This window comes from bacterium (genome assembly GCA_026708055.1).
Taxonomy (GTDB): domain Bacteria; phylum Actinomycetota; class Acidimicrobiia; order Acidimicrobiales; family CATQHL01; genus VXNF01.
In genome coordinates this window covers 1-21,174 of record JAPOVS010000052.1, presented here as the reverse complement: position 1 = coordinate 21,174, position 21,174 = coordinate 1, and the positions used below count along the sequence as shown (strand labels likewise).

Sequence of the window (21,174 nt, the reverse complement as noted above, 5' to 3'; positions counted from 1 at the left end):
TCCTCACGGAACTGGCGACCGATCGACTCAGCGTACTGCGGGGTCGGGTGCCGCCGAGATGATCACCTCGGCGATGCGGATCTCGTCGGTCAACGCCGCCCGGGGGTCGGGGATCCACAGCAGGACCGCGGCTGCTTGCTGGTCGGCCAGGCCGAGGACCACGTGACCGGTGGTGTTGACCTGCTGGTCGACGAGCGGGCCCCAGTCGCTCAATCGCTCGTGGCCGCCCTCGCCGACGAAGACCGCCGCCTCCCAGCCGGTCGTGTCGGAGGTGACCGCCAACTCTGACACGGCGGTCCGCTCGGCGAGGTGGAATTCCAGCCCGACGCCGGCGACGGTGCTGTCCCCGGCGCTGAGACCCGGCGTGGCCCAGTGCGTGGAGGGATCGCCGTCGAGGGTCCGGAGGGCGTCGGGATCGTCCGCGCCGGTTGCAGGCGGGCGGAAGGTGACGGTCCGCACGTCCACGATCGCCACACCGGCGTCGCCGGGCGGCAGCGATCCATCCGCCTCCGGAGCCGGTGATCCGTCGCCGGTGCTTTCGACGTCGCCTTCGACGGGGTCCTCGACTTCGGCGTCGCCGTTCTCGTCGGGTACGGCGGCCGCCGGCGGGGGTTGCTCGCCGCCGGCCGGATCCTCCGGCGCTTGGGTCGTGACGACCGGGGGCACCGGCAGCGGGGGATCCGGGGCAGGTGAATCGTCACCGGTGAGTGCCGGGACGACGACCGCCGCCGCCACCGCGGCGGCAACGAGCGCGACCGCCGGGGCACGGGGGAATCGGCGCGGCCGGGTGATCGGCTCGGGATCCGGCAAGGGCAGGTCGGGAGTGCTCGCCGGGAGGTCGATGCGGGGAAGCTCCGGCAGCGGGGATACGCCGCGCGCCGACGCCAGGAAGGATCGCGCCTCGGCGATCGAGCCGAACCGGCTCCTGGGCGGGGGGGACTCTGCGGTGGCGATGAAGGCCGCCAAGTCCTCCGGCAGGTCGACGGGGTCGACGGGGTCGCCACTGGAGCTCAGGCAGTCCCGCAGCACGCCGACGAGGGCGCGGATGTCGGCCTGCTCCTGCGCCCAGGCGGAGGCAGGCAGGTCGCCGGCCGACACGTCGCCCAGGGTCCAGGCGGTTCCGAAGTCTGTGGTCTTGATGCGCTGGTCGCCGCAGAGCCAGACACTGTCGGGCGACAGGTTGCAGTGGCGGACCCCCCGATCGTGCGCCACGGCGAGAGCGTCGGCCAGCTGCAGGGCGATGCTCAGGGCCTCGCCCACCGACACCGAACCGCCCTCGTGGAGGAACCGGCTGAGGGGCATGGCTTCGACGTGCTCGAGGACGAGACCTGTGACATCGGGCTCGAGGAGCGTGTCGTAGATCGCCACGATGCCCGGGTGGGCGAGCCGCGCCACAGCAAGGGCCTCGCTGCGGAATCGTTCCCGGACCGCCGCATCGCCCGGCGCGAGGTGCAGGAGCTTCACCAGCACCGTCCGGTCCAGAACCTCGTCGCGCGCCGTCCAGAGTTCGGTTCGAGGACTGGCGGCCAGCGAGCGCAGAAGTCGGTAGCGCCCCTTGAGGATCTGCCCGGCCGCGGCTTCGCCGGGCGGTCGCTCGCTGCTGCCTCCGGCGGATGCGGTCACCGGCGTCAGTCGTCGCCGCCGACGACGTATGTGACGCCGATCACTCCCTGGCCCGCGTGGGTGCCGATGACCGGGCCGATCCAGCCGGTGCGCACACGTTCGAGATCGATCGACTCGCCGAGCAGTGCCAGGAAGTCGTCCATGTCCTCGGCGGCGCCATGCCCGACGCAGAGGTGGGTGACCGGTTCGTCGGCGAGGATCCGGTCACGCAGCCAGGCGAAGGAACGGCGCCGGGTGCGGGTCCTGGCGGCCTCCTCGACACGCCCGCTGCTCACGTCCACGATGGGCTTGATCGACAGCATCGAACCAACCATCGCCTTGGCGCCGCCCACACGGCCGCCCTTGCGAAGGTTCTCCATGGTGTCGATGGCGCCGAACATGCGGGTGCGCTCGGCCATGTCGGCGCAGAGGGCCTCGATGTCGTCGAGCGACTTGCCGTCCTCGGCGGCGGCCGCAGCCTCGAGGACGATCGAACCCAGCCCGCTCGTCAGCGAGCGCGAGTCAACGCAGCGAACGTCGACCAGATCGGACACGGACTCGGCGGCCGTGACAGCGGCCGGTCCGGTGGCCGAGAGCTCGTAGGAGAGGTTGACGCAGACGATCCCGCTGGCGCCGTCGGCGGCGAGTGCTCTGAACGCCTCCTCGAAATGCCCCGGAGACGGCGCTGCGGTTGTGGGCAACTCCTCGGCGGCGCTCATGCGTGCGTAGAAGTCCTGCGGCTTCAACTCCGCCCGGTCGACCAGGGGCTCCTCACCGAATGTGACGATCAGCGATATGACGCTGATCCCCCACTGCTCGATCAGCTCGTCGGTCAGGTCGCTGGCGCTGTCGGTGACGATGCGGATGCTGCTCATGGCGGATTCTCCTCGGTGGGGGGCTCGTGGGTTCTCCGGGCTTCACCCTAATGTGCGCCACAGTCACGAATGTCCCGGAAGGGCGCTGGGTTAGGCTCGCTGCGGTGACGGTTCTGTTCCTCGCCGACGAGCGCTGCCTCGACCACGATCCCGGCAGGGGACATCCGGAGCGTCCCCGGCGCGTCGACGCAGTGCACCAGGGCGTGCTCGCTGCGGGACTCGGCGACGCCATCGTGGAATGCGCGCCCGGCGAGGCCACTGCTGCAGACCTGCGGATGGTGCATGGCGCCGACGTCGCAGCCCGCGCCACGGCCCTGGCTGCCGGTGGCGGCGGAGCCCTCGATCCCGACACTGTGCTCAGCGGCGGGTCGGTTGTGGCGGCCCGGCTGGCGGCGGGCGCCGGCCTCACCGCCGTGGCGGAACTGGCGGCCGGGCGCGGCGAGGCCGCCTTCTGTGCCGTGCGGCCGCCCGGTCATCACGCCACGCCGTTCCGGTCGATGGGATTTTGCCTGTTCAACAATGTGGCCATCGCCGCGGCGCGGCTGGTTTCGGAGGGCGAGCGCGTCCTGATCGTGGACTACGACGCCCACCACGGGAACGGCACGCAGGACATCTTCTACGAGTCCCCCGATGTGCTGTACGTCTCGCTGCATCAGTTCCCGGCTTACCCGGGCACGGGCGCCGTCGACGAGATTGGCGCGGGAGCCGGGCTCGGCACGACACTCAACGTTCCGCTGCCGCCGGGGGCCACCGGCGACGTCTTCCGGCGCGCCTTCGACGAGGTCATCTCACCGGTCGTCGAGCGGTTCGCGCCCACGTGGGTGCTGCTCTCAGCGGGCTTCGACGCCCACCGGGCCGATCCGCTGACCATGCTGGGTCTGAGCGCCGGCGACTTCGCCGACCTGACGGCCGCCGTGCGGGCCGTGGCGCCGGCGGGCCGCGTCGTGGCCTTTCTGGAAGGCGGGTACGACCTGGCGGCGCTGGGGGCGAGCGCAGCCGCCTGCGTGGCCGCGCTTGCCGGCGTGTCGTACCGGCCGGAGCCCGTCACCGCGGGCGGGCCGGGGGGTGTTGTCGTGGACGCTGCCGCCCGGCTGCACCTGGATCGCTGAGTGGCCGGGCCGCGCCCGGTGAGACGACGATGACCCTGGCCACGATCCGCGCCGCCGCGGCCGTGCTGGTTCCCTGGGGCCGGCAGTTCGCCGCCGCCGGTGCGTGGCGGCTGTACGTGGTGGGCGGAGCGGTCCGGAGCCTCCTGGGCGGTACGCCGCTGGGTCCCCGGGACGAGGTGGACATGACCACCGACGCCCGCCCGGAGACGGTCCGGCGCATCCTGGGTGGCTGGGCCGACACCGTCTGGACCCAGGGCGAGCAGTTCGGCACGGTGGGCTGCCGGCGCGGGCAGCGGACCGTCGAGATCACCACACACCGCGCCGAGGTCTACGTGGAGGACTCGCGACGACCCGAAGTGACCTACGGCGGCGACCTGCTGGCCGATTTGACACGGCGCGACTTCACCATCGGCGCCATGGCGTTCGAGGTGCCCGCCAGCGCGGCGGCGGCGACGACCACCGAGTTGATCGATCCGTTCGGCGGCCGGGAGGATCTGGAGCGGGGCCGCCTGCGCACGCCCCGCTCGGCCGAGCTCTCCTTCAGCGAGGACCCGCTGCGGATCCTCCGCGCGGGCCGTTTCGTGGCCACGCTGGGCTTGACCGCCGAGCCGGATCTCGAGGCCGCCATGCGTCGACTCCGCGGCCGTCTGGCGATCGTGTCGGCAGAGCGTTGCGCGCGGGAACTCTCGCTGCTGCTGGTCGCCGAGTCTCCCGGCGCCGGGGCCGACCTGCTGGCGCGGACGGGCGTGCTGGTCGAGATCATCCCGGAGTTGGCCGCCGCGGAGCCGGACGCCGCAGCCGGTGTGGCACTCCTGGACCTGGTGGCGCCGGAGGAGTCGCTGCGGCTGGCTGCGTTGCTCTGGGCGGTGCCCGATGTCGGGGCCAGCGCCGGCCGGCTGCGCTTTCCCGGGGCAGTGGCCCGCCGCGCCGGGCGCATCGCAACCGCGGCCCGGTCGCTGCTCGACGCTGCTTCGGCCCCCTCCGGCGACGCCCCGGTCCGGCGCTGGGCCGCGGAGGCTGGCGACGTCTCCGCGCCGGCAGCGCAACTCGCCACGGCGGCGGCGCCGGACGATGCGGGAGTTGCGGCGTTCGTGGAGCGCTGGGAGCAGCTGTGGTCCCGCGGGGAATTGTCGGCGCTCCAACCGCTCAGCGGATCGGAGGTCATGGCGCATCTGGGAATCGACGCGGGCCCCGATGTCGGCGCCGCACTGCGCCATCTGGAGGAGCTGCGGATTGCCGGCGGACCTCTGGATGGCGACGAGGCCCGGCGGCGCCTGAGCGAGTGGTGGGAGCGCGGTCGCAAACGCCGCGCCGACAGATGAGTACTGTCTTGAGTTGTGACGACGGATCCGGCAGCGCTGCACGCCCCCACCCGAGGGCCGGGAAGGGTGGACTACCGGCTGCTGCGGGAGGCCACGCTGACGGGCGTCCGCCAGGGGCGCATCAGCCGTTCAGACGCCTGCGACGCGCATCCGGAATTGCTGCGGGCGGCGCGGTCCTACAGCGAGCAGACCAACGAGTCCTGCCCGCTGTGCGGTGACGGGCCGCTCGTCCTCGTCCGGTACGTCTTCGGACCTCGCCTACCGCCGAATGGTCGCTGTGTGGCCACGAACGGGGACTGGGACCGGATCCGCCGGCGCAAGGGGGACTTCACCTGCTACGTGGTGGAGGTCTGCTCGGACTGTTCCTGGAACCACCTCCGGTTCCGCTTCGGGGTCGCGGGCGCGCGCTGACAGTCCGCCCGCACGCCGCCCGAGGCCGCATCCGGCGTCCCGGGCCGCCTGACGGCACGCCGCACTCCTCGCGGGCGGAACCACAAGGCGGCGAGGAGCCTGCCGCCCGCCGCGGTGGCGGGTGGGGCCATCCCGCCGCCCGGCTACGCTGGCGCCTGCCGGCAGCCTTGCGCGCTGGACACCGAAAGGAGGTGCCCAATGGGCACTCGTCTCACCGTTCCCGCCGTTCGGGCGCGCAAAGCGCGCGCCGGCGGCGAGCCGCTCGTCATGGTGACCGCCTACGACGCTCCGGGAGCGCGACTGGCCGATGCGGCCGGCGTCGACATGCTGCTCGTGGGCGATTCCCTGGCCATGGTGGTCCTGGGCTATCCGGACACGCTCGGCGTCACCGTCGACGACATGGCTCATCACACCGCGGCTGTGGCCCGGGTCGAGCCCGATGCGCTCATCGTGGCCGACCTGCCGTGGCTGAGTTACCACGTGTCGCCCCAGGACACCATCTGCAATGCAGCCCGGCTCGTCCGCGCCGGCGCGCAGGCCGTGAAGCTGGAGGGGGGCACCGGGCGGGTCCCGATGATCGAAGCCCTGGTCGCGGCCGAGATTCCGGTCATGGGCCACGTCGGCCTGACACCCCAGTCGGTTCACGCCCTGGGCGGGTTCCGGGTTCAGGGGCGCACCGCCGAGGCGGCGATCCAGCTGGTGGAGAGCGCCAAGGCCCTCGAGCACGCCGGCTGCTTCGCGGTCGTGCTGGAGGGCGTTCCCGCCGATGTGGCAGGGCTGGTCACCGAGGCGGTCGGGGTGCCGACGATCGGCATCGGAGCGGGTCCGGACTGCGACGGCCAGGTGCTGGTGTACCACGACCTACTGGGTCTGCAGGACGATCTGCGGCCCCGGTTCGTTCGCCGCTACGCCGACCTCGGCGACGCCACCGTCGAGGCTCTCGGCCGTTTCGCCGCCGACGTGCGCTCGGGCCGGTTCCCGGCGGCGGAGGAGTCGTACTCGCTGAAGTCCACCGAAGCCGCCGCGCTGAGGCTCTACGCCTCCTGAGTCCGGCGGCCGCGCCGGGCGGCGGCGAGTCCCGGTAGGGTGATCTGCAATCGAGAGCCTGCTCCGCCGGACCGCACGGCGGGGCCCTGCATCCGCAGGACCAGAGGAGGTGCCCTGTTTCCGTGAGGGCCTACGAGTTGATGATCATCTATCGCGGCGACCTGGCCGAGGACGCCGTCGATGAGCCACTCGGGCGGGCGCTGTCCGGGCTGGCATCGCTGGGTATCGAAGTCGATCCCGAACGGGTCAACCGCTGGCCCAAGCGCCGGTTCGCCTACGAGATCGACCACCTGCACGAGGGCTACTACGTGGTGTTCGAGTTCGTCGGCGACGGGCTCGACCTGTCGGGCTTCGAGCGGTCGCTCCGCCTCCACGACGCGGTGGTCCGTCACAAGCTCATCCGGCTGCCCGACTCCGAAGCCGCCCGGCGGGGCCTGCTCGGGACGTCGCCCGATCCCGTGGCCGCCGAGGCCTCCTAGCCCGCCCGTACCGGAGGAGACCATGTCCAAGAGCCGCCCGCGCGCCAAGAGCCGGGACAACATCCGCAGAGGCAAGAAGAAGGTCAGCGTCCTCACCCACAAGCGGGTGGAGTACATCGACTACAAGGATGTGGACCTGTTGCGCCGCTTCATGTCGGATCGGGGCAAGATCCGTGCCCGCCGTGTGACGGGCAACGACGCCCAGCAACAGCGCACCGTCGCCCGTGCGATCAAGAACGCCCGGGAGATGGCCTTGCTTCCCTACGCCAACCGGATCACGACCCAGCGCGGCGCCGGCCGCAGCGGCGGCCCGCGCGGCGAGGGAGGCCCCGGCTGGCGCGACGGCTCGCCCCCGAGCCCGCCGAGCGTGCCACCGCCCCCGCCGGGCCCCTCGGCCGAGGACGCCGGGGTTCCGGAGGACGCGGACGCTCCGGACGTTGCCGGTGTTCCCGAGGACGCGGAGGTCCCGGAGGATGCGGAGGAGACGGTCTCGTGAAGGTGGTGCTGCGCGACGAGGTGCCGTCCCTCGGACGGCGGGGCGACATCTGCGAGGTGGCCGACGGCTACGCCCAGAACTACCTCATTCCGAAGGGCCTGGCGATACGTGCCACACGAGGCTCCGAGCGCGAGGCCGAAGCCATGCGCCGCCGCCGCGAGATCGCCGACGCCGCGGTGCTGAGCGAGGCCCGGGAGATGGCCGAGCGGCTCGCTGGATGCAGCATTCGCGTCGTGGCACGTGCCGGCGAGGCCGGGCGCCTCTACGGGTCCGTGAACGCGGCGAGCCTTGCCGCGGCCATCGCGGCGCAGGAGCGGGTGGTGCTCGAGCCGGAGATGCTGGAGATTCCCGAGCCGATCAAGGAACTCGGGAGTTACGTGGTTCCGGTGAAACCCCACCCCGAGGTTGCCGCCGAGGTGAGCGTCGAGGTCATTGCCGAGACCTGAGGCCGGCGGACGCTCGTCCGCTCCTTGGGTGGAGTTACAGTGCTTTTCCTTGTAGAGTGGTAGCTGCCACCCTGGTCGCCGGTCGTCGGGCAGCGGATTCCCGTAGCCCTCAGGCGATGTGTTCACACTTGAGTTGTCGGTATCCCCCGTGCGTCCCCGGTCTTACCGCGGACAATCCACCGCGAGGAATGGGGATTACCCCCGGAAATCCCTAGGTCGCTGACAAGCGTTCTACAACGCGGCGATGCAATCATGCCGGTCGCTCCGTCGAGCGGGCGGGGCAGTCTATCCGAACACATGTACTATGCTGTTCGGTGAAGAACGAAGGAGGAAAGAGCCAATGGCTTTCGGAAACACTGTGACGGTTGTCGGTAACGCCACGCGCGATCCCGAGTTGCGGTTCACGCCCTCAGGGACACCGGTCTGTACGTTCGGCCTGGCGTGGAACCGGCGTTACGAGCGCGGTGGCGAGCAGGTGGAGGAGACCTCGTTCTTCGACATCACCTGCTGGTCGTCGCTGGCGGAGAACGTTGCCGAATCGATCACCAAGGGCGCCCGCGTGATCGTGTCCGGCCGGCTGGAGCAGCGCTCCTGGGAATCACCCGAGGGCGAGAAGCGGAACAAGGTGGAGATCGTGGCCGACGAGGTGGCGCCCAGCCTGCGCTGGGCCTCCGCTCAGGTCAACCGCAACGAGTTCCGGGAGGGCAACGGCACGGCCCCGCGGCGGACCGCTGCGCCCGGGGGGAGCCCCGCTCGCGCCGCGACGCCGTCCTACGGCGACGAGGAACCCTTCTGAGCGGATCCGGACCCATGTCCCCGGCACGCCCGGGGAACGTCCGAGAATGAGCGTCCTGGCCGGTCGTTAGTCCCGGCAAGGGATATCGCCGGGACCGCGCCTGCGGATGTCCGGCCCCTTGGCCCTCGGGCCCCATCGTTCAACCGAACTCCCTCGGGGGACGCTGTCACACCCCCGTCGCACATTGAAGCGGTGACCATGACCACCACTTCGAGCACTCTGCAGCCCGGATCCGGTGCCCGCGAGGGCGCCGCAGCAGCGCGCCGTGGCGAAGGGGACCGAACAGGTCAGGGAGCGCCGGGACGGGTGCCGCCGCATGACCTCGCTGCGGAGCGGGCGCTGTTGGGGGCGATGCTGCTGACCGCCGCGGCCATCGCCGATGCGGTGGAGTTGACCTCCGCGGAGGACTTCTACCGGCCCGCGCACGCCCATGTCTTCGACGCTGTGGCCGCGCTGTACGGCGCCGGCGAACCGGTGGACACCGTCACCGTGGCGGCCGAACTGCAGCGGAACGGGTTGCTGGAGGCCGTGGGCGGAGCCGGCGCTCTCGTGGAGATTCAGGCCAGCACGCCGGTGGCGGGCAACGCCGCGCACTACGCCGACATCGTGGCCAAGAACGCCACCCTGCGGCGGCTCATCGGCGCGGCCGGCGAGGTGGCCGAGTTGGCCTACAGCCGGCCCGCGGACGTCGACGCGGCGTTGGATCAGGCCGAGTCGATGATCTTCTCGGTCGCCAGCGGCGCCTCGGCCACGTCGCTGGAGTCGCTCTACACGCTCATCGACAAGGGCGTGGAGCACCTCGAGAAGCTGTACCAGCACGGCCAGAGCCTCACCGGCGTGCCGACCGGCTACACCGACCTGGACAACCTCCTGCTGGGCCTGCAGCCGTCCACGCTGGTCATCCTGGGTGCCCGGCCGGGTATCGGCAAGACCTCCCTGGCGCTGGGCCTGGCCGCCGCGGCCGCCATGGACGCCCGCCGGCCGGTGCTGTTCTTCTCCCTGGAGATGAGCCATCTGGAGTTGACCCAGCGGCTGCTGTGTTCCGAGGCGCAGGTCAGCACGCAGAACATCCGCTCGGGCCGCCTCAGCGACAACGACTGGAAGCGCGTGAACGCCGCCGTGGGGCATCTCGCCGAGGCGCCGCTGTGGATCGACGACAACCCCAGCACCTCGGTTCTGGAGATCCGCGCCAAGGCGCGCCGCAAGCACGCCGAATGGGGCGATCTGGGCCTCGTGGTGGTCGACTACCTGCAGTTGATGGGCGGCCGTGTCGGCGCCGAGAGCCGCCAGGTGGAGGTCAGCGAGATGAGCCGGGGCCTGAAGATCCTGGCCCGCGAGCTCGAGTGCCCGGTCATGGCGCTCTCACAACTCTCCCGCGCCCCGGAGAGCCGCGCCGACAAGCGGCCGATGCTGGCGGACCTGCGCGAGTCGGGCGCCATCGAGCAGGACGCCGATGTGGTCATGTTCCTGTACCGCGACGAGATGTACAACTCCGACACCTCCGACCGCGGGATCGCCGAACTGCACGTCGCCAAGCACCGCACCGGTCCCACCGGCGTCGTGAGGCTGGCCTTCCTGCCGCACTACACGCGCTTCGACAACCTCAGCCAGCGCTCATCGGAAGGGGAGTTCTGAGCGCGTGGTCTTCCTCGGCGACGACATCCTGCGCTGGCTCGTCCTGGCCCTCGGCGGCGCGATGGCCGTCGGCAACATCCTGGCGCTCACCCGTCCTCGGCCCCCCGGCAGAGCCGGCGAGGACCTGCGCCGCCCGCCCCTGGGGCGGAGCCTCGTCATGATCGCCGTCGGCACGGTTGCGGCCATCTGGGCGTTGGCCAGTCTCGTCGCCGGATAGCTTGACCCGCCATGAGCGAATTCGTCCACCTCCAGCCCGACACGGCGCCCGGCGTGGCAACGATCCGCCTGGATCGACCGAAGATGAACGCCCTGAGCAATGCGGTGTCAGCGGAGATCGCCGCTGTGGCCGAGGAGTTGCAACGGCGCCCGGACATCCGCGCGGCGGTGCTTTGGGGAGGCCCCAGGATCTTCGCCGCCGGCGCCGACATCAAGGAATTCAGGCCGGGCCGCGCCGCGGGCGCGGACGGCGCGGGAGCACCCGTGAGCCTCACTGGTGCGCTGCGCCGGTTGGAGTGCATTCCCCAGATCCTCGTGGCAGCGGTGAACGGGTACGCCCTCGGAGGTGGTTGTGAGTTGGCGATGGCCGGCGACTTCCGTGTGGCCGCCGACGACGCCGTCTTCGGTCAGCCGGAGATCCTGTTGGGCATCATCCCCGGCGCCGGCGGCACGCAGCGCCTGCCGCGCCTCGTGGGGCTCAGCCGCGCCAAGGAGATCATCTACAGCGGTCGCCGCGTGAGCGCCGAGGAGGCCCTGACCATCGGCCTGGCCGACGCCGTGCACCCGGCAGGGGAGACGTACGAGCAGGCGGTGGCCATGGCCGAGCGCTTCGCCGCGGGACCTGCGGCGTTGCGGCACGCCAAGACCGCCATGAACGACGGCTTCGACCTGCCGCTCGGCGACGCCCTCGACCTGGAGTCCAGAGAGTTCGTCGCCGCCTTCGCCACCGAGGATGCGCGCATCGGCGTCAAGAGCTTCGTCGAGGGTGGCCCCGGCAAGGCTCGCTTCGTGGGACGCTGAGTTTGAACTCACTGGCTGGCGCCGTCCTGCTGGCGTCCACCGTCAGCGGCGCCCGGCTGACAGGACCGTTCCCCTGCTCGGCGCCGTCCTCAGCCAGTCTGATCCGAGCCGAGCGGCAGATTCTTAGAGCATTAGCGGATAGGCGGCCACCGCCGACCGAGGAATTCTCCCGTCATTCCGGCGAAGGCCGGAATCCAGGCTCCGGCGACACGATTCGCGCCGCTGCAGTCGACTGCAAAGCGCCTGGTCAGAGCCTGTCCGCTCGTGCTCTTAGGCGCTTCTTGCCTGCCGGAGCGCTGCACGGGATTGGAGCACCGCCTGCTCCGCCTACCCTTGCGGCGGGAGTGCCCTCATGATCCTCGAACGTCTCAGCGGTTGGTCACGGCGCCGCAAGATCCTGACCCTTGCGGCAGCCGGTGTCGTGGCCGTGATCGTGGCGATCGTGCTGGTGTGGCTGCTTGTGTGGCGCGGCGACGCCCCGCCGCCACCGTCGGTGCTCGAACGCAGCGAGGCACTGACGGCAACGACAGAGGTGCCCGCGCCGGCGCCCGCGGCCGACGATCAGGCCGCGTCCGTTCCTCCACCGGCCCCTGTCGAGCTGGCACCGCCCGCCGAACCAACCGCGCCGCCGGCGCCGCCTGCCTCACCTGCTCCGCCGTCGGCGTCCGACCCGCCGCCGCCACCGCCTGAACCTGAACCGGCGCCCCCCGCTGAGCCAGCGCCGCCCGCCGAACCCACCGAACCCGGCGCAGCCGACCTCGACGGCGTGTGGTCGGTCAACACGACGCTCGGGAACTTTGAGGACTACACCAGTTCCTGGGCCGGCTACCGCGTGGGTGAGGAACTCTCGGGGATCGGGGCCACCGACGCCGTGGGGCGGACTCCGGCTGTGTCCGGAACCCTGGAGATCGCCGGGACGACGGTGGTAACGGCCGTGGTGGAGGTTGATCTCACCACGGTGGTCAGCGACCGGCCCCAGCGCGACGGTCTCGTGCGACGGGCCTTGGACACCCAGCAGTTCCCCGCGGCACGCTTCGAGTTGACCGAGCCGGTCACCTTCGAGAGCCTGCCCGCCGCGGGCGAGTCGGTGACGGCGACCGTCGTCGGAGCCTTCGAGATCCACGGTGCCAGCCGCCCGGTGGAGATCTCCCTCGAGGCCACCTGGATCGAGGCGGTCGTTATTGTCGGGGGGACCTTCGAGATCCGCTTCGAGGACTACGGGATCAGTCCTCCGCGAGCCCCTGTGGTGCTCTCGGTGGAAGACGTCGGAACCATCGAACTGCTGCTGAACTTCACCCGCTGAACCGGCCCGGCACCCGCCTCGGACATGTCGCTCCCGCGGGGGCTCTCGGAGCGGGTGAGGGGAATCGAACCCCCGTATTCAGCTTGGGAAGCTGATGTTCTGCCATTGAACTACACCCGCAGGGGCACCCCGACGCTACCCGGTCGACAGCGCCTTCGCAGTCCCGTCGAACAGGCCGGAGCCCTCCGCCCTAGCCCGTGGGCGCCGGCTCGGGGGCCTCGAGCCCGTTCCCGCGGCTGCGCCAACGGTGGTAGTGCGACCACAGGACCAGCAGCGGCGGTAGCACGGCGAAGGTGGCGACGAGCCCCAAGAAGATTGCGACGGCGGCGAGGATGCCCAGTTCCTGCATCGGCCGCAGCGGGGAGAACAGCAGCATCAGCAGGCCGAGCGCGGTGGTGAGGGCGCTGCCCAGGAGCGCCCCGCCGGTGGTGACCATCGCCCGCCGCAACGCCTCCGCCACCTCCGGCGAATCCCTCCGCTCCTCCAGGTAGCGGTGCGTGAGGTGGATCGTGTAGTCGACGCCGATCCCGATCGTGAGCACCACCATGAGGGCGGTGCTCATGTTGTAGGAGATCCGGAACAGCCACATGACGCCCAGCAGCCAGGCGAGGGTCACCGTGATCGGCAGGATCGTGATCAGTCCGAGCAGCGGGCGGCGCTCGCTCAAGCCGAAGTAGAGGATGAGGATCGCCAGCGCGGCAGCGACGACGAGGCTCACGCTGGAAACCTGGCTGGCCGCCAACTCGTCGGTGATCAGAGCGATGAGCGCGTCGCCGCCCGTGACGGTGACCTCCGAGGCGCCGCCGCCCCACAGCGCCTCGATCTCCCCGATCAGCTCCTGCAGGGTCTCGTTGCTCTCGGTGGCAACGGGTATCTGGATGATGGTGCGGTCGGGGCCGTCGGCCCGGAAGTCCAGGACCTCGGCGAAACCGGCGGCGTCGGCGCCTTCGAGCAGTTCCCACGCACGCCGGACGTCCCCCTCGGGCGCCGTCACCTCGGCGCGTAGCTCGGCGAAGGCGCCGGAGACGGCGGTGCCATCGCCGTCACCCGCCTGGCCGGCTTCGTCGGTCCAGTCGGCGAGGAGCGTCCCGGCCGAGGACAGGGGAGGCCCGATGATGCCGTCCGGGCGCCGGGCGGGGTCGACCAGGATCGTGTGGAGGTCGCTGAGGTCACGAACCGCCCGACCGCTGTTGAGATCGGTCTCTATGAGCACCGTCATCAGGGTGGCGCTCCCGTCGAAGTTCTCGTCGAGGTAGTCGAAGTCCTCCGCCACCTCGGAGTCCCGCGGCAGGAAGTCCTTCACCGCGAAAGTCGTGCTGAGGTCAGTGGCGGCCACGACGGCTAGGACCGTGACGGCGATGGCGGCAGCGAGGACCGGGAGCGGCCGGCGCACGACGATCGCGGCGATGCGGGGGAGGGCGGCCGCAGCGCCGGGAATCCGCTCGGCTATGGGCTGGACCGCCGGTTCCCGTCCCTTGGCGGCGCGCCGCCGGTCCAGCACCAGGCGGGCGGCTGGGACGAAACTGGTCATCACGATCCAGCCCGAGACGACCCCGATGCTGGCGATGATGCCGAACTCGGCTATGGGTTTGAACCTGCTGGTCAGGTTGGCGAGCAGGCTGACGGCGGTCGTGCCCGCCGCCAGCAGGACCGGCACCCCGCAGAGCCTGACGGCGCGCGAGACGGCGCGCCCCGACGCCTCTGCCCCGCGCTCGGGATCACTCCGCAAGGCCTCGCGGTAGCGTCCGGTGATCTGCAGCGCGTAGTCCACCGACAGGCTGATGAGCAGGACCGGCACCAGCGTGAGCAGGATGTTGTCGGGGTCCACGACGCCGGCGCCGCCCGGCGACAGCCAGGCCTGCGCGCCGAGGGTCCACAGGATCACCATGCCGAGTCCCGCCATGGTGATGTGGACGTCGGACTGGGTGCGGTAGAAGGCGGCCAGCAGCACGACGATCACCGCCAGGGCGATGAGCGTGACGGTGACGAGGTTCCGGTCCCGCGCCTCCTTGGCCTCGGCGTCGCTCTTGGCGAGGGTGATGATCGAGGCGTCCAGCCCGCCGGTGTCCACCCCCTCGGCTATCTCATGGGCGCGCAGCTGTGCTCGCTCCTGGCCGAGCGGGTCGCCGGCGTCGTCGAGGATGATCAGGGAGAGCCCCGCCGTCGGCTCCCCGCTCGCGTTCCGCGCGATGAAGCGCTCCAGCAGGTCGTGCAGTTCTGCCCGTTGCGGATCGCGCGCGAGGCGGGCCAGTCCCAGCGAGAGCTGGTCATCGGTGATCGTCGCCAGCGACAGCCCGGCCTCGGCGGCCGCCAGCTCGATGATCTGGACATAGCCGTAGAGCGGTTCAGCGACCAGGAACGGCTGCACGCCGGCGTCGTTGCTGATGGCTGTCTGCAGGTTCTTGATTGCCCGGAGACCCTCGGCCGTCAGGACGTCGCCCTTGGCGAGGATCTGGACCACCCGCAAGTCGGCGGCGGCGGGGAAGCTCTCCCTGATGGCGTCGGTGGCGACCGCGAGGTCACTGCCGGCGGGCAGGAATATGCCGGTGGAGTCGACGGGGCCCTCGGGCCGGTCCTGCACCAGGAAGCCGGCGAGCAGGGCCAGCGTCACCGCGCCGAGGGCCGCGAGCACCCGTCCCGGTGACCTCCGAATCGTCCGGGCCTGCCACCGGAACATGATTCGACCTTAGAGCGTTAGCGGATAGGCGGCCATCACCGACTGAGAATTCCAATCCGCGAACTCCCGTCATTCCGGCGAAGGCCGGAATCCAGGCTCCGGCGACGCGATTCGCGCCGCCGTAGTCGACTGCAAAGCGCCTGGTCAGAGCCTATCCGCTAATGCATTTCGTTCGGGCGCTCGGGTGCCGGTCAGGTGAAGGCCGACTGACCGGTGAGCGCCTGGCCGAGGATGAGGGTGTGGATCTCGTGGGTGCCCTCGTAGGTGTAGACCGATTCGAGGTTGTTCATGTGGCGGACCACCGGGTACTCGAGCGTGATGCCGTTGGCGCCGAGGACGCCGCGGGCGGTGCGGGCCACGTCCAGGGCCATGCGCACGTTGTCGAGCTTGCCGACGCTGATCTGCGCGGCGCTGAGTCGGCCGGCGTCACGCAGGCGTCCCAGGTGCAGCGCCAGCAGCGTGCCCCGCTGGACGGCGATCATCATCTCGACGAGCTTCTGCTGCGTGAGCTGGAACCGGCTGATCGGCCCACCGAAGGCGTTGCGGCCGGCGGAATAGGACAGAGCGGCCTCGTAGCAGGAGCGGGCAGCCCCCACGGCGCCGAAAAGGATCCCGAAGCGGGCCTCGTTGAGGCACGACAGCGGCCCCCGCATCCCGACCACTCCCGGCAGTACCGCGTCGGCGGGGAGGCGCACGTCCTCAAAGACGAGTTCGGATGTGACCGAGGCGCGCAGCGAGAGCTTGCGGGGGATGTCGCGGGCACCGAAGCCCGGCGCGTCGGTCGGCACGACGAAGCCGCGCACGCCGTCGTCGGTCTGCGCCCACACGACCGCCACATCGGCGATCGAACCGTTGGTGATCCACATCTTGGTGCCGCTGAGGATCCAGTCGGGGCCTCTGCGGCGAGCCCGGGTGCGCATGGCGGCCGGGTCGCTGCCAGCGTCGGGCTCGGTCAGGCCGAAGCAGCCGACCGCCTCGCCGGCCGCCATGGTGGGCAGCCACTGCAGGCGTTGCTGCTCGCTGCCGTAGGCGCGGATGGGGAACATCGCCAGCGAACCCTGCACGCTCATGAAGCTGCGCACCCCGGAGTCCCCCGCTTCCAGCTCCATGCAGGCGAGCCCGTAGTCGGTGGCCTCGGCACCGGCGCAGCCGTAACCCTCGAGGTGCATGCCCAGCAGGCCCAGGGATCCCAACTCGGGTCCGAGCATCTCTGCGGGGAAGGTCCCCTGCTCGAACCAGTCGCCGACGTGCGGCACGATGCGCTCGGTCACCCAGCGCCGCACCGTGTCCCGCAGCAGCACCTGCTCGTCGTTGAGCAACGAGTCGATCGCCAGGAAATCGGCGGGCGAGGTCACGCCCGGCCCGACGCCGTGCCGTCCAGCGGACCCCTCAGCGCCCATCGGTCCCTCCTCTGCGCTCCTCGTCGCCGGCGGCCTCACCATCTGCCGGAGCGCTCGGCGTGTACGTGGTCGGGCATCCGGTAGCTGATTCCCTCGTCGTCGAACCGGGAGCCCGACAGCAGCGTCGTGAAGTTGGTGTAGTTGTTCTTCCGCACGTATTTCGGGAAGTGCCGAGACACGAGGCGGTCGTAGCGCGACTGGACCCGGAACCAGCCCAGCACCCCGGCGGTGGACTGCGGGGGGTAGTTCAGCTGATCGGCCAGCTCGTCGCCGATGAGGCAGCGGGACACCTTGTAGACGTACTTCGCCAGGTTCCGCCGCTCTGTCGGGTCGGTGATGCCGACGACGAGGGGTGCCGAGTTGACGAGCGAGTTGGCCAGCACGATGGACGACGATCCGGGCGGCGGCTCGCAGGCGGCGCCGATCTCGAACAGTTGCAGCGCGTCAGCCTCGTCGTGGAACAGGATCGAGTCGGGGATGCCCATCAGGCGGCCCGAATAGCGCCACGTCGCCATGAAGCTGGCCGCCTCCTCGTCGCTGAAGGTGGCACCCAGGCTTCGCATGTGCTTCAGGAGCCGGGCGGAGAACGCCGTGACGGCGTAGCCCACATGGGCTGCGCTCAGCGGTGCCCCCCACCGCTCGGTGTCCCAGTCGGAGGAGTTCGTCAGCAGTCGCCGGACGTGCGCGTGGACGAGCCGGATACGCAACGAGAGCTTCCAGCCGTCGCCGTACCGTTCCAGCCCGCCGGGCAGGAAGATCTCCACCATGTGGCGGTTGTTCTGCTGCAGGCGCCGCACGCCCTGATCGCGGAGGCGGCCGGTGATGAAGAACGACTCGCTGATGTTGGTGGAGAAGCCCTCCACGAGCACGCCCGCCAGCATCCCCGCCAGAACGTGCTTCGTGTTCCTGTGGAACATCCGCACGGCCGGGGCGAGCGCGGGCAGGTCCAGCCAGCCGGGCGGGGTCGTGGCGTCCTCGAAGAGCTCGCGGACCGCCGCCGGCGCATCGGGCAGGGCTTCCCCGTCCGTGTTGTCCATATAGGCGCCGACGAGCCGGCTGGCGTCCAATCGATCAAGCGACGTGAGCGCATCCACTGCCGCGTCGGCTATCGGGTCGGCGATCACGGTGTGCGCGACGTAGTTGTCCGCCATCTCGGGGTGCGACCCGCGGGCCCGCTCGTAGCCCGGGTTGTCGTAGTCGCGGGGTCTGTTCATTGCCGGTCGACTCGGTACTGCAATCGGGCCTCGGGGGTCGGCTCTTGCGCGGTTCCGCGGGTGTGGTGGCGGACCGAGGGTCTCGGTCACCCCGGACGGAGCGTCAGAACACCGTCGACCATTCTATCCGCCGGGCGGTGTCCGGCACTTGCCGCCGCTGTCGGCCCCGGCGCCGCGGCGTGACGGTCAGCGCCCGTCGGGGCGGGGGAGGACGGTCCGCCGCGGCCGCTACCAGTTGCTCGCCACGTACTTGCGCTCGAGGTACTCCTCGATCCCCTCGAAACCGCCCTCCCGGCCTATGCCGCTCTCCTTGACGCCCCCGAACGGGGCCGAGGCGTCGGAGATGATCCCCCTGTTCACGGCCACCATGCCCGCATCGAGCTGCTCGCCGACGGCCAGACCGTGGCCCAGGTCGCCGCTCATGACGTAGGCGATCAGCCCGGCGTCGGTGTGGTTGGCCATCTCGATCGCGCGGGCCTCGTCGCCGAAACGCACGAGCGGGGCCACCGGTCCGAAGATCTCCCTGGCCAGGATGGGCGCGTCCGGCGCCACGTCGGCCAGCACGGTCGGCTCGTAGAAATAGCCGTCGCCCCCCGGCGCCCGCCCGCCGGTCACCACCTTGGCGCCTCGGTCCACGGCCGAGGTCACGAGACCGGCGACCTTCTCGCGCTCGCGGGTGCTGATCAGCGCGCCGACCTGGGCGTCGGGCTGCCGGTCGTAGCCGACGGTGAGGCCGGCCATGCGGGCGCTGAGCGCCTCGGTGAAGTCGTCAGCGACGCGCTCGTGTACGTACAGCCGGTTGGGAGCGACGCAGGTGGCGCCGGTGTTGCGCATCTTGGCGGCGATGGCGGCCTCGGTGGCCACCTCCACGTCGGCGTCGGCCAGCACCACGAACGGGGCGTTGCCGCCCAACTCCATGCTGGTCCGCAGCACCCGGTCGGCGGCGAGGCGCAGCAGGTGCTTGCCGACCGCTATGGAGCCCGTGAAGGACACCTTGCGGACGGCCCGGTGCGCCAGCATCGCCGCCGTGGCCTCATTCGGCGGCTCGGGGAGCACCAGGTTGACTGTGCCCGCCGGGGCGCCGCAGCGTTCCATCAGGTCGGCGATGTAGTAGGCGGTCAGCGGGGTGGCCGGCGCCGGTTTCACGATGGTGGTGCATCCTGCAGCGAGCGCCGGGGCGATCTTGCGCACCGGCATGGCGGCGGGGAAGTTCCACGGTGTGATCTGCAGGGAGACCCCCACCGGCTCGGGCAGCACGATGATGCGCTTGTCGCCCAGCGGCGACCGGCGGACCTCCCCGGCGACGCGCACCGCCTCCTCGCTGAACCAGCGGAAGAAGTCCGCCGCGTACGCCACTTCGCCGAGGGCCTCGGCCATGGGCTTGCCGTTCTCGAGCTGCAGGAGTTCGGCGATCTCGGTCTGCTCGGCCATCATCGTCTCGTAGCAGCGCCGCAGTATCTCGGCCCGCTCACGCGGCGGAGAGGTCGCCCATCCCTCGGCCGCCTGCGCCGCCGCCTCGACCGCAGCTAGGCAGTCGTCGGTCGTGGAGGTGGCGACGCCGGCGATCATGTCACCCGTTGTGGGATCGAAGACGTCCAGCCTGCCGTCGGCGCGGGGGCTGTCGCCGTCGACGAGAAGCCCTCCGAGCCGGTCGAGCGCGTCGATCATGGCGTTTCCCTCCCTGTTCGGCGCATCAGCGGTCCAGCCAGACGTTACCGGCCCGACGCGGCGTCGGCGTTGCTCGGCCCTATAGGAGACTGCCGAGCAATGCGCCCGCCGCCCCGGTGCGTCATTCCGGCGGAGAGCCTGTCCCGGACTCGATCCGGGGCCGGAGTCCAGGCGGCTGGTGAGTAGGCCGCCGGCGCCCCGCCCCGCCATTCCGGTGGAGGCCGGAATGACGGAGCCGCGGGGCCGGCGGTGACCGTGGACTGCTCGGCGGCCGGCTAGTCGTCGTCGGTGATGGTCATGGCGCCGACGGCGTCGGCGAGGGTGGCGCCTTGGGGGTGGGTGAGTTGGACGGCGAATTGCTCGTCGCCTTCGGGGAGGTCGTCCTGTTGGAGGAGCACGGCGCCGAAGGCGGTGGTCTGCCCGGCGGGGATGGTGACGGTTCCGCTGTTGTGGAGGTAGTCGCGCCTGGCGTGGGCGCGCCCGGCGGGGTCGTCGGCGGCGCGGGTGTGCCAGCGCACGGTGACGTCCTCGTCGGAGGGCGCCGAGAGGGTGACGACGAAGATGAGCTCCCAGCCCTCGTCGGCTGAGGCGTCGTGGACCGACAGCGTCGGCGCGCCCCGCGGCGGCGGCGGAGGCGGTGGCGGAGGCGGGGGCGGGGGCGGAGGAGGCGGGGCCGGAGGAGGCGGGGGAGGAGGCGGCGGCGGCGGGTCCTGCTGTTGTTGCGGCGGCGGGGGGTCCTGCTGCTGCGACGTCGGCGGGGGCGGGTCTTGGTGGTCGGCGCGGCAGGCTTGGAGTCGGTCGAGTTCTGTGTAGATGCTCTGCCAGAGGTCGTTGGGGCCGTCGCCCTGCCAGCTGGACTGCTGTTTGTCGGCGCGGGCTTTGATGTCCGCTGTGGTGTAGGTGTCGGCGCCCCGCATGGTGTCGTGTGCGCGGGCGAACATCTCCAGCAGGTCGGGCCGGGCGCCGTTCCACGGGTCGAGCGTCTTGGCGGCGACTCGGGCCAAGAGGGCGGCGTCGTCGCTGGCGCAGGCCGCGACCGCGACGTCGTCGCCGGGCCCTCCCTCGTCGTCGTCCGCTTCGGGGGGCGCCTGGTCGTCGTCGGACACCGCGACCGTCGCGGCGCCGCTGCTGGAGGAGACGGTGTAGCCGTCGCCCGCGCTGACGGTGAGCGTGACGGCGCCGTCGGCCTCGTCGGCTGCGTCGTCGAGGGTGGCGACGGTGTGGGTGATGCTGCCGCTGGTGGGGATCGTCACCGTCGTCGCGCCGGCGGGTGCGCCGAAGTCGCCGGTCTGCGCGACCGCGACGTTGACCGTGAGCGGCGACGCCGGGGCCGGGCGGGCGGTGACCGTGAAGGCGGCGCTGGCGCCCTCGGTGATCCCGCTGCCGGCGCTGACGCTGACCTCGGGTGTGTCGTCGTCGGACACCGCGACCGTCGCGGCGCCGCTGCTGGAGGAGACGGTGTAGCCGTCGCCCGCGCTGACGGTGAGCGTGACGGCGCCGTCGGCCTCGTCGGCTGCGTCGTCGAGGGTGGCGACGGTGTGGGTGATGCTGCCGCTGGTGGGGATCGTCACCGTCGTCGCGCCGGCGGGTGCGCCGAAGTCGCCGGTCTGCGCGACCGCGACGTTGACCGTGAGCGGCGACGCCGGGGCCGGGCGGGCGGTGACCGTGAAGGCGGCG

The 21,174-nt window shown here is 71.2% G+C and carries 18 protein-coding genes, 1 tRNA gene and 1 pseudogene; 12 read left to right on the top strand and 8 right to left on the bottom strand.

All coding sequences use genetic code 11. The features are described from left to right. Nucleotides 1-27 precede the first annotated feature (27 nt). On the bottom strand, nt 28-1,623 hold the full coding sequence (locus tag OXG55_11215) for a protein kinase (protein ID MCY4103808.1): 1,596 nt from the start codon (nt 1,621-1,623) through the stop codon (nt 28-30). 5 nt (nt 1,624-1,628) lie between these two features. After that, nucleotides 1,629-2,477: a DegV family protein gene (locus OXG55_11210; GenBank protein ID MCY4103807.1), complete on the bottom strand. Its 849-nt coding sequence runs from the start codon at nt 2,475-2,477 to the stop codon at nt 1,629-1,631. 104 nt (nt 2,478-2,581) lie between these two features. Between OXG55_11210 and OXG55_11205 the strand changes: the two genes are divergently transcribed. The 12 genes and pseudogenes from OXG55_11205 (at nt 2,582) to OXG55_11150 (ending at nt 12,538) form a co-directional block, all read left to right on the top strand. Beyond that, nucleotides 2,582-3,586 carry a histone deacetylase gene (locus tag OXG55_11205; GenBank protein MCY4103806.1) on the top strand — a complete coding sequence of 335 codons (1,005 nt, stop codon included), beginning with the start codon at nt 2,582-2,584 and terminating at the stop codon, nt 3,584-3,586. Nucleotides 3,587-3,615: 29 nt separating this feature from the next. Next, nucleotides 3,616-4,908: a CCA tRNA nucleotidyltransferase gene (locus tag OXG55_11200; GenBank protein ID MCY4103805.1), complete on the top strand. Its 1,293-nt coding sequence runs from the start codon at nt 3,616-3,618 to the stop codon at nt 4,906-4,908. A 15-nt stretch (nt 4,909-4,923) separates the two neighbouring features. Then, the gene (locus tag OXG55_11195) at nt 4,924-5,319 is read left to right on the top strand and encodes a DUF5318 family protein (GenBank protein ID MCY4103804.1); all 396 of its coding nucleotides are present in this window, start codon (nt 4,924-4,926) and stop codon (nt 5,317-5,319) included. A 198-nt stretch (nt 5,320-5,517) separates the two neighbouring features. Further along, nucleotides 5,518-6,366, top strand: a complete 849-nt coding sequence (gene panB, locus OXG55_11190; GenBank protein MCY4103803.1) for a 3-methyl-2-oxobutanoate hydroxymethyltransferase — start codon at nt 5,518-5,520, stop codon at nt 6,364-6,366. A gap of 122 nt (nt 6,367-6,488) precedes the next feature. Continuing rightward, nucleotides 6,489-6,845: a 30S ribosomal protein S6 gene (rpsF, locus tag OXG55_11185; protein ID MCY4103802.1), complete on the top strand. Its 357-nt coding sequence runs from the start codon at nt 6,489-6,491 to the stop codon at nt 6,843-6,845. 22 nt (nt 6,846-6,867) lie between these two features. Beyond that, nucleotides 6,868-7,110, top strand: a pseudogene (gene rpsR, locus OXG55_11180) (30S ribosomal protein S18). Between the two features lie 227 nt (nt 7,111-7,337). After that, a complete protein-coding gene (gene rplI / locus OXG55_11175; GenBank protein MCY4103801.1) occupies nt 7,338-7,787 on the top strand; it encodes a 50S ribosomal protein L9 in 450 nt (149 codons plus the stop codon). Between the two features lie 340 nt (nt 7,788-8,127). Beyond that, complete coding sequence (gene ssb, locus OXG55_11170) at nt 8,128-8,583, top strand: single-stranded DNA-binding protein (protein MCY4103800.1); 456 nt, start codon at nt 8,128-8,130, stop codon at nt 8,581-8,583. A gap of 198 nt (nt 8,584-8,781) precedes the next feature. After that, nucleotides 8,782-10,218: a replicative DNA helicase gene (gene dnaB, locus OXG55_11165; protein MCY4103799.1), complete on the top strand. Its 1,437-nt coding sequence runs from the start codon at nt 8,782-8,784 to the stop codon at nt 10,216-10,218. Nucleotides 10,219-10,222: 4 nt separating this feature from the next. Then, nucleotides 10,223-10,435: a hypothetical protein gene (locus tag OXG55_11160; protein MCY4103798.1), complete on the top strand. Its 213-nt coding sequence runs from the start codon at nt 10,223-10,225 to the stop codon at nt 10,433-10,435. A gap of 11 nt (nt 10,436-10,446) precedes the next feature. Next, entirely contained in the window at nt 10,447-11,235 is a 789-nt protein-coding gene (locus OXG55_11155) for an enoyl-CoA hydratase/isomerase family protein (GenBank protein MCY4103797.1), read from the top strand. Nucleotides 11,236-11,587: 352 nt separating this feature from the next. Then, nucleotides 11,588-12,538: a YceI family protein gene (locus tag OXG55_11150; protein ID MCY4103796.1), complete on the top strand. Its 951-nt coding sequence runs from the start codon at nt 11,588-11,590 to the stop codon at nt 12,536-12,538. 49 nt (nt 12,539-12,587) lie between these two features. Here the strand turns inward: OXG55_11150 and OXG55_11145 are convergent. The 6 genes from OXG55_11145 to OXG55_11120 form a co-directional block, all read right to left on the bottom strand. Continuing rightward, nucleotides 12,588-12,658, bottom strand: a tRNA-Gly gene (locus OXG55_11145). Nucleotides 12,659-12,728: 70 nt separating this feature from the next. After that, on the bottom strand, nt 12,729-15,215 hold the full coding sequence (locus OXG55_11140; GenBank protein MCY4103795.1) for an MMPL family transporter: 2,487 nt from the start codon (nt 15,213-15,215) through the stop codon (nt 12,729-12,731). A gap of 191 nt (nt 15,216-15,406) precedes the next feature. Continuing rightward, nucleotides 15,407-16,615, bottom strand: coding sequence for an acyl-CoA dehydrogenase family protein (locus OXG55_11135; GenBank protein ID MCY4103794.1), 1,209 nt, complete (start codon nt 16,613-16,615; stop codon nt 15,407-15,409). Between the two features lie 35 nt (nt 16,616-16,650). Then, nucleotides 16,651-17,829, bottom strand: coding sequence for an oxygenase MpaB family protein (locus OXG55_11130; GenBank protein MCY4103793.1), 1,179 nt, complete (start codon nt 17,827-17,829; stop codon nt 16,651-16,653). A 228-nt stretch (nt 17,830-18,057) separates the two neighbouring features. Beyond that, nucleotides 18,058-19,497 carry an NAD-dependent succinate-semialdehyde dehydrogenase gene (locus OXG55_11125; protein ID MCY4103792.1) on the bottom strand — a complete coding sequence of 480 codons (1,440 nt, stop codon included), beginning with the start codon at nt 19,495-19,497 and terminating at the stop codon, nt 18,058-18,060. 275 nt (nt 19,498-19,772) lie between these two features. Then, nucleotides 19,773-21,174: hypothetical protein (locus tag OXG55_11120; GenBank protein MCY4103791.1), on the bottom strand; the 1,402-nt coding region annotated here is incomplete at its 5' end.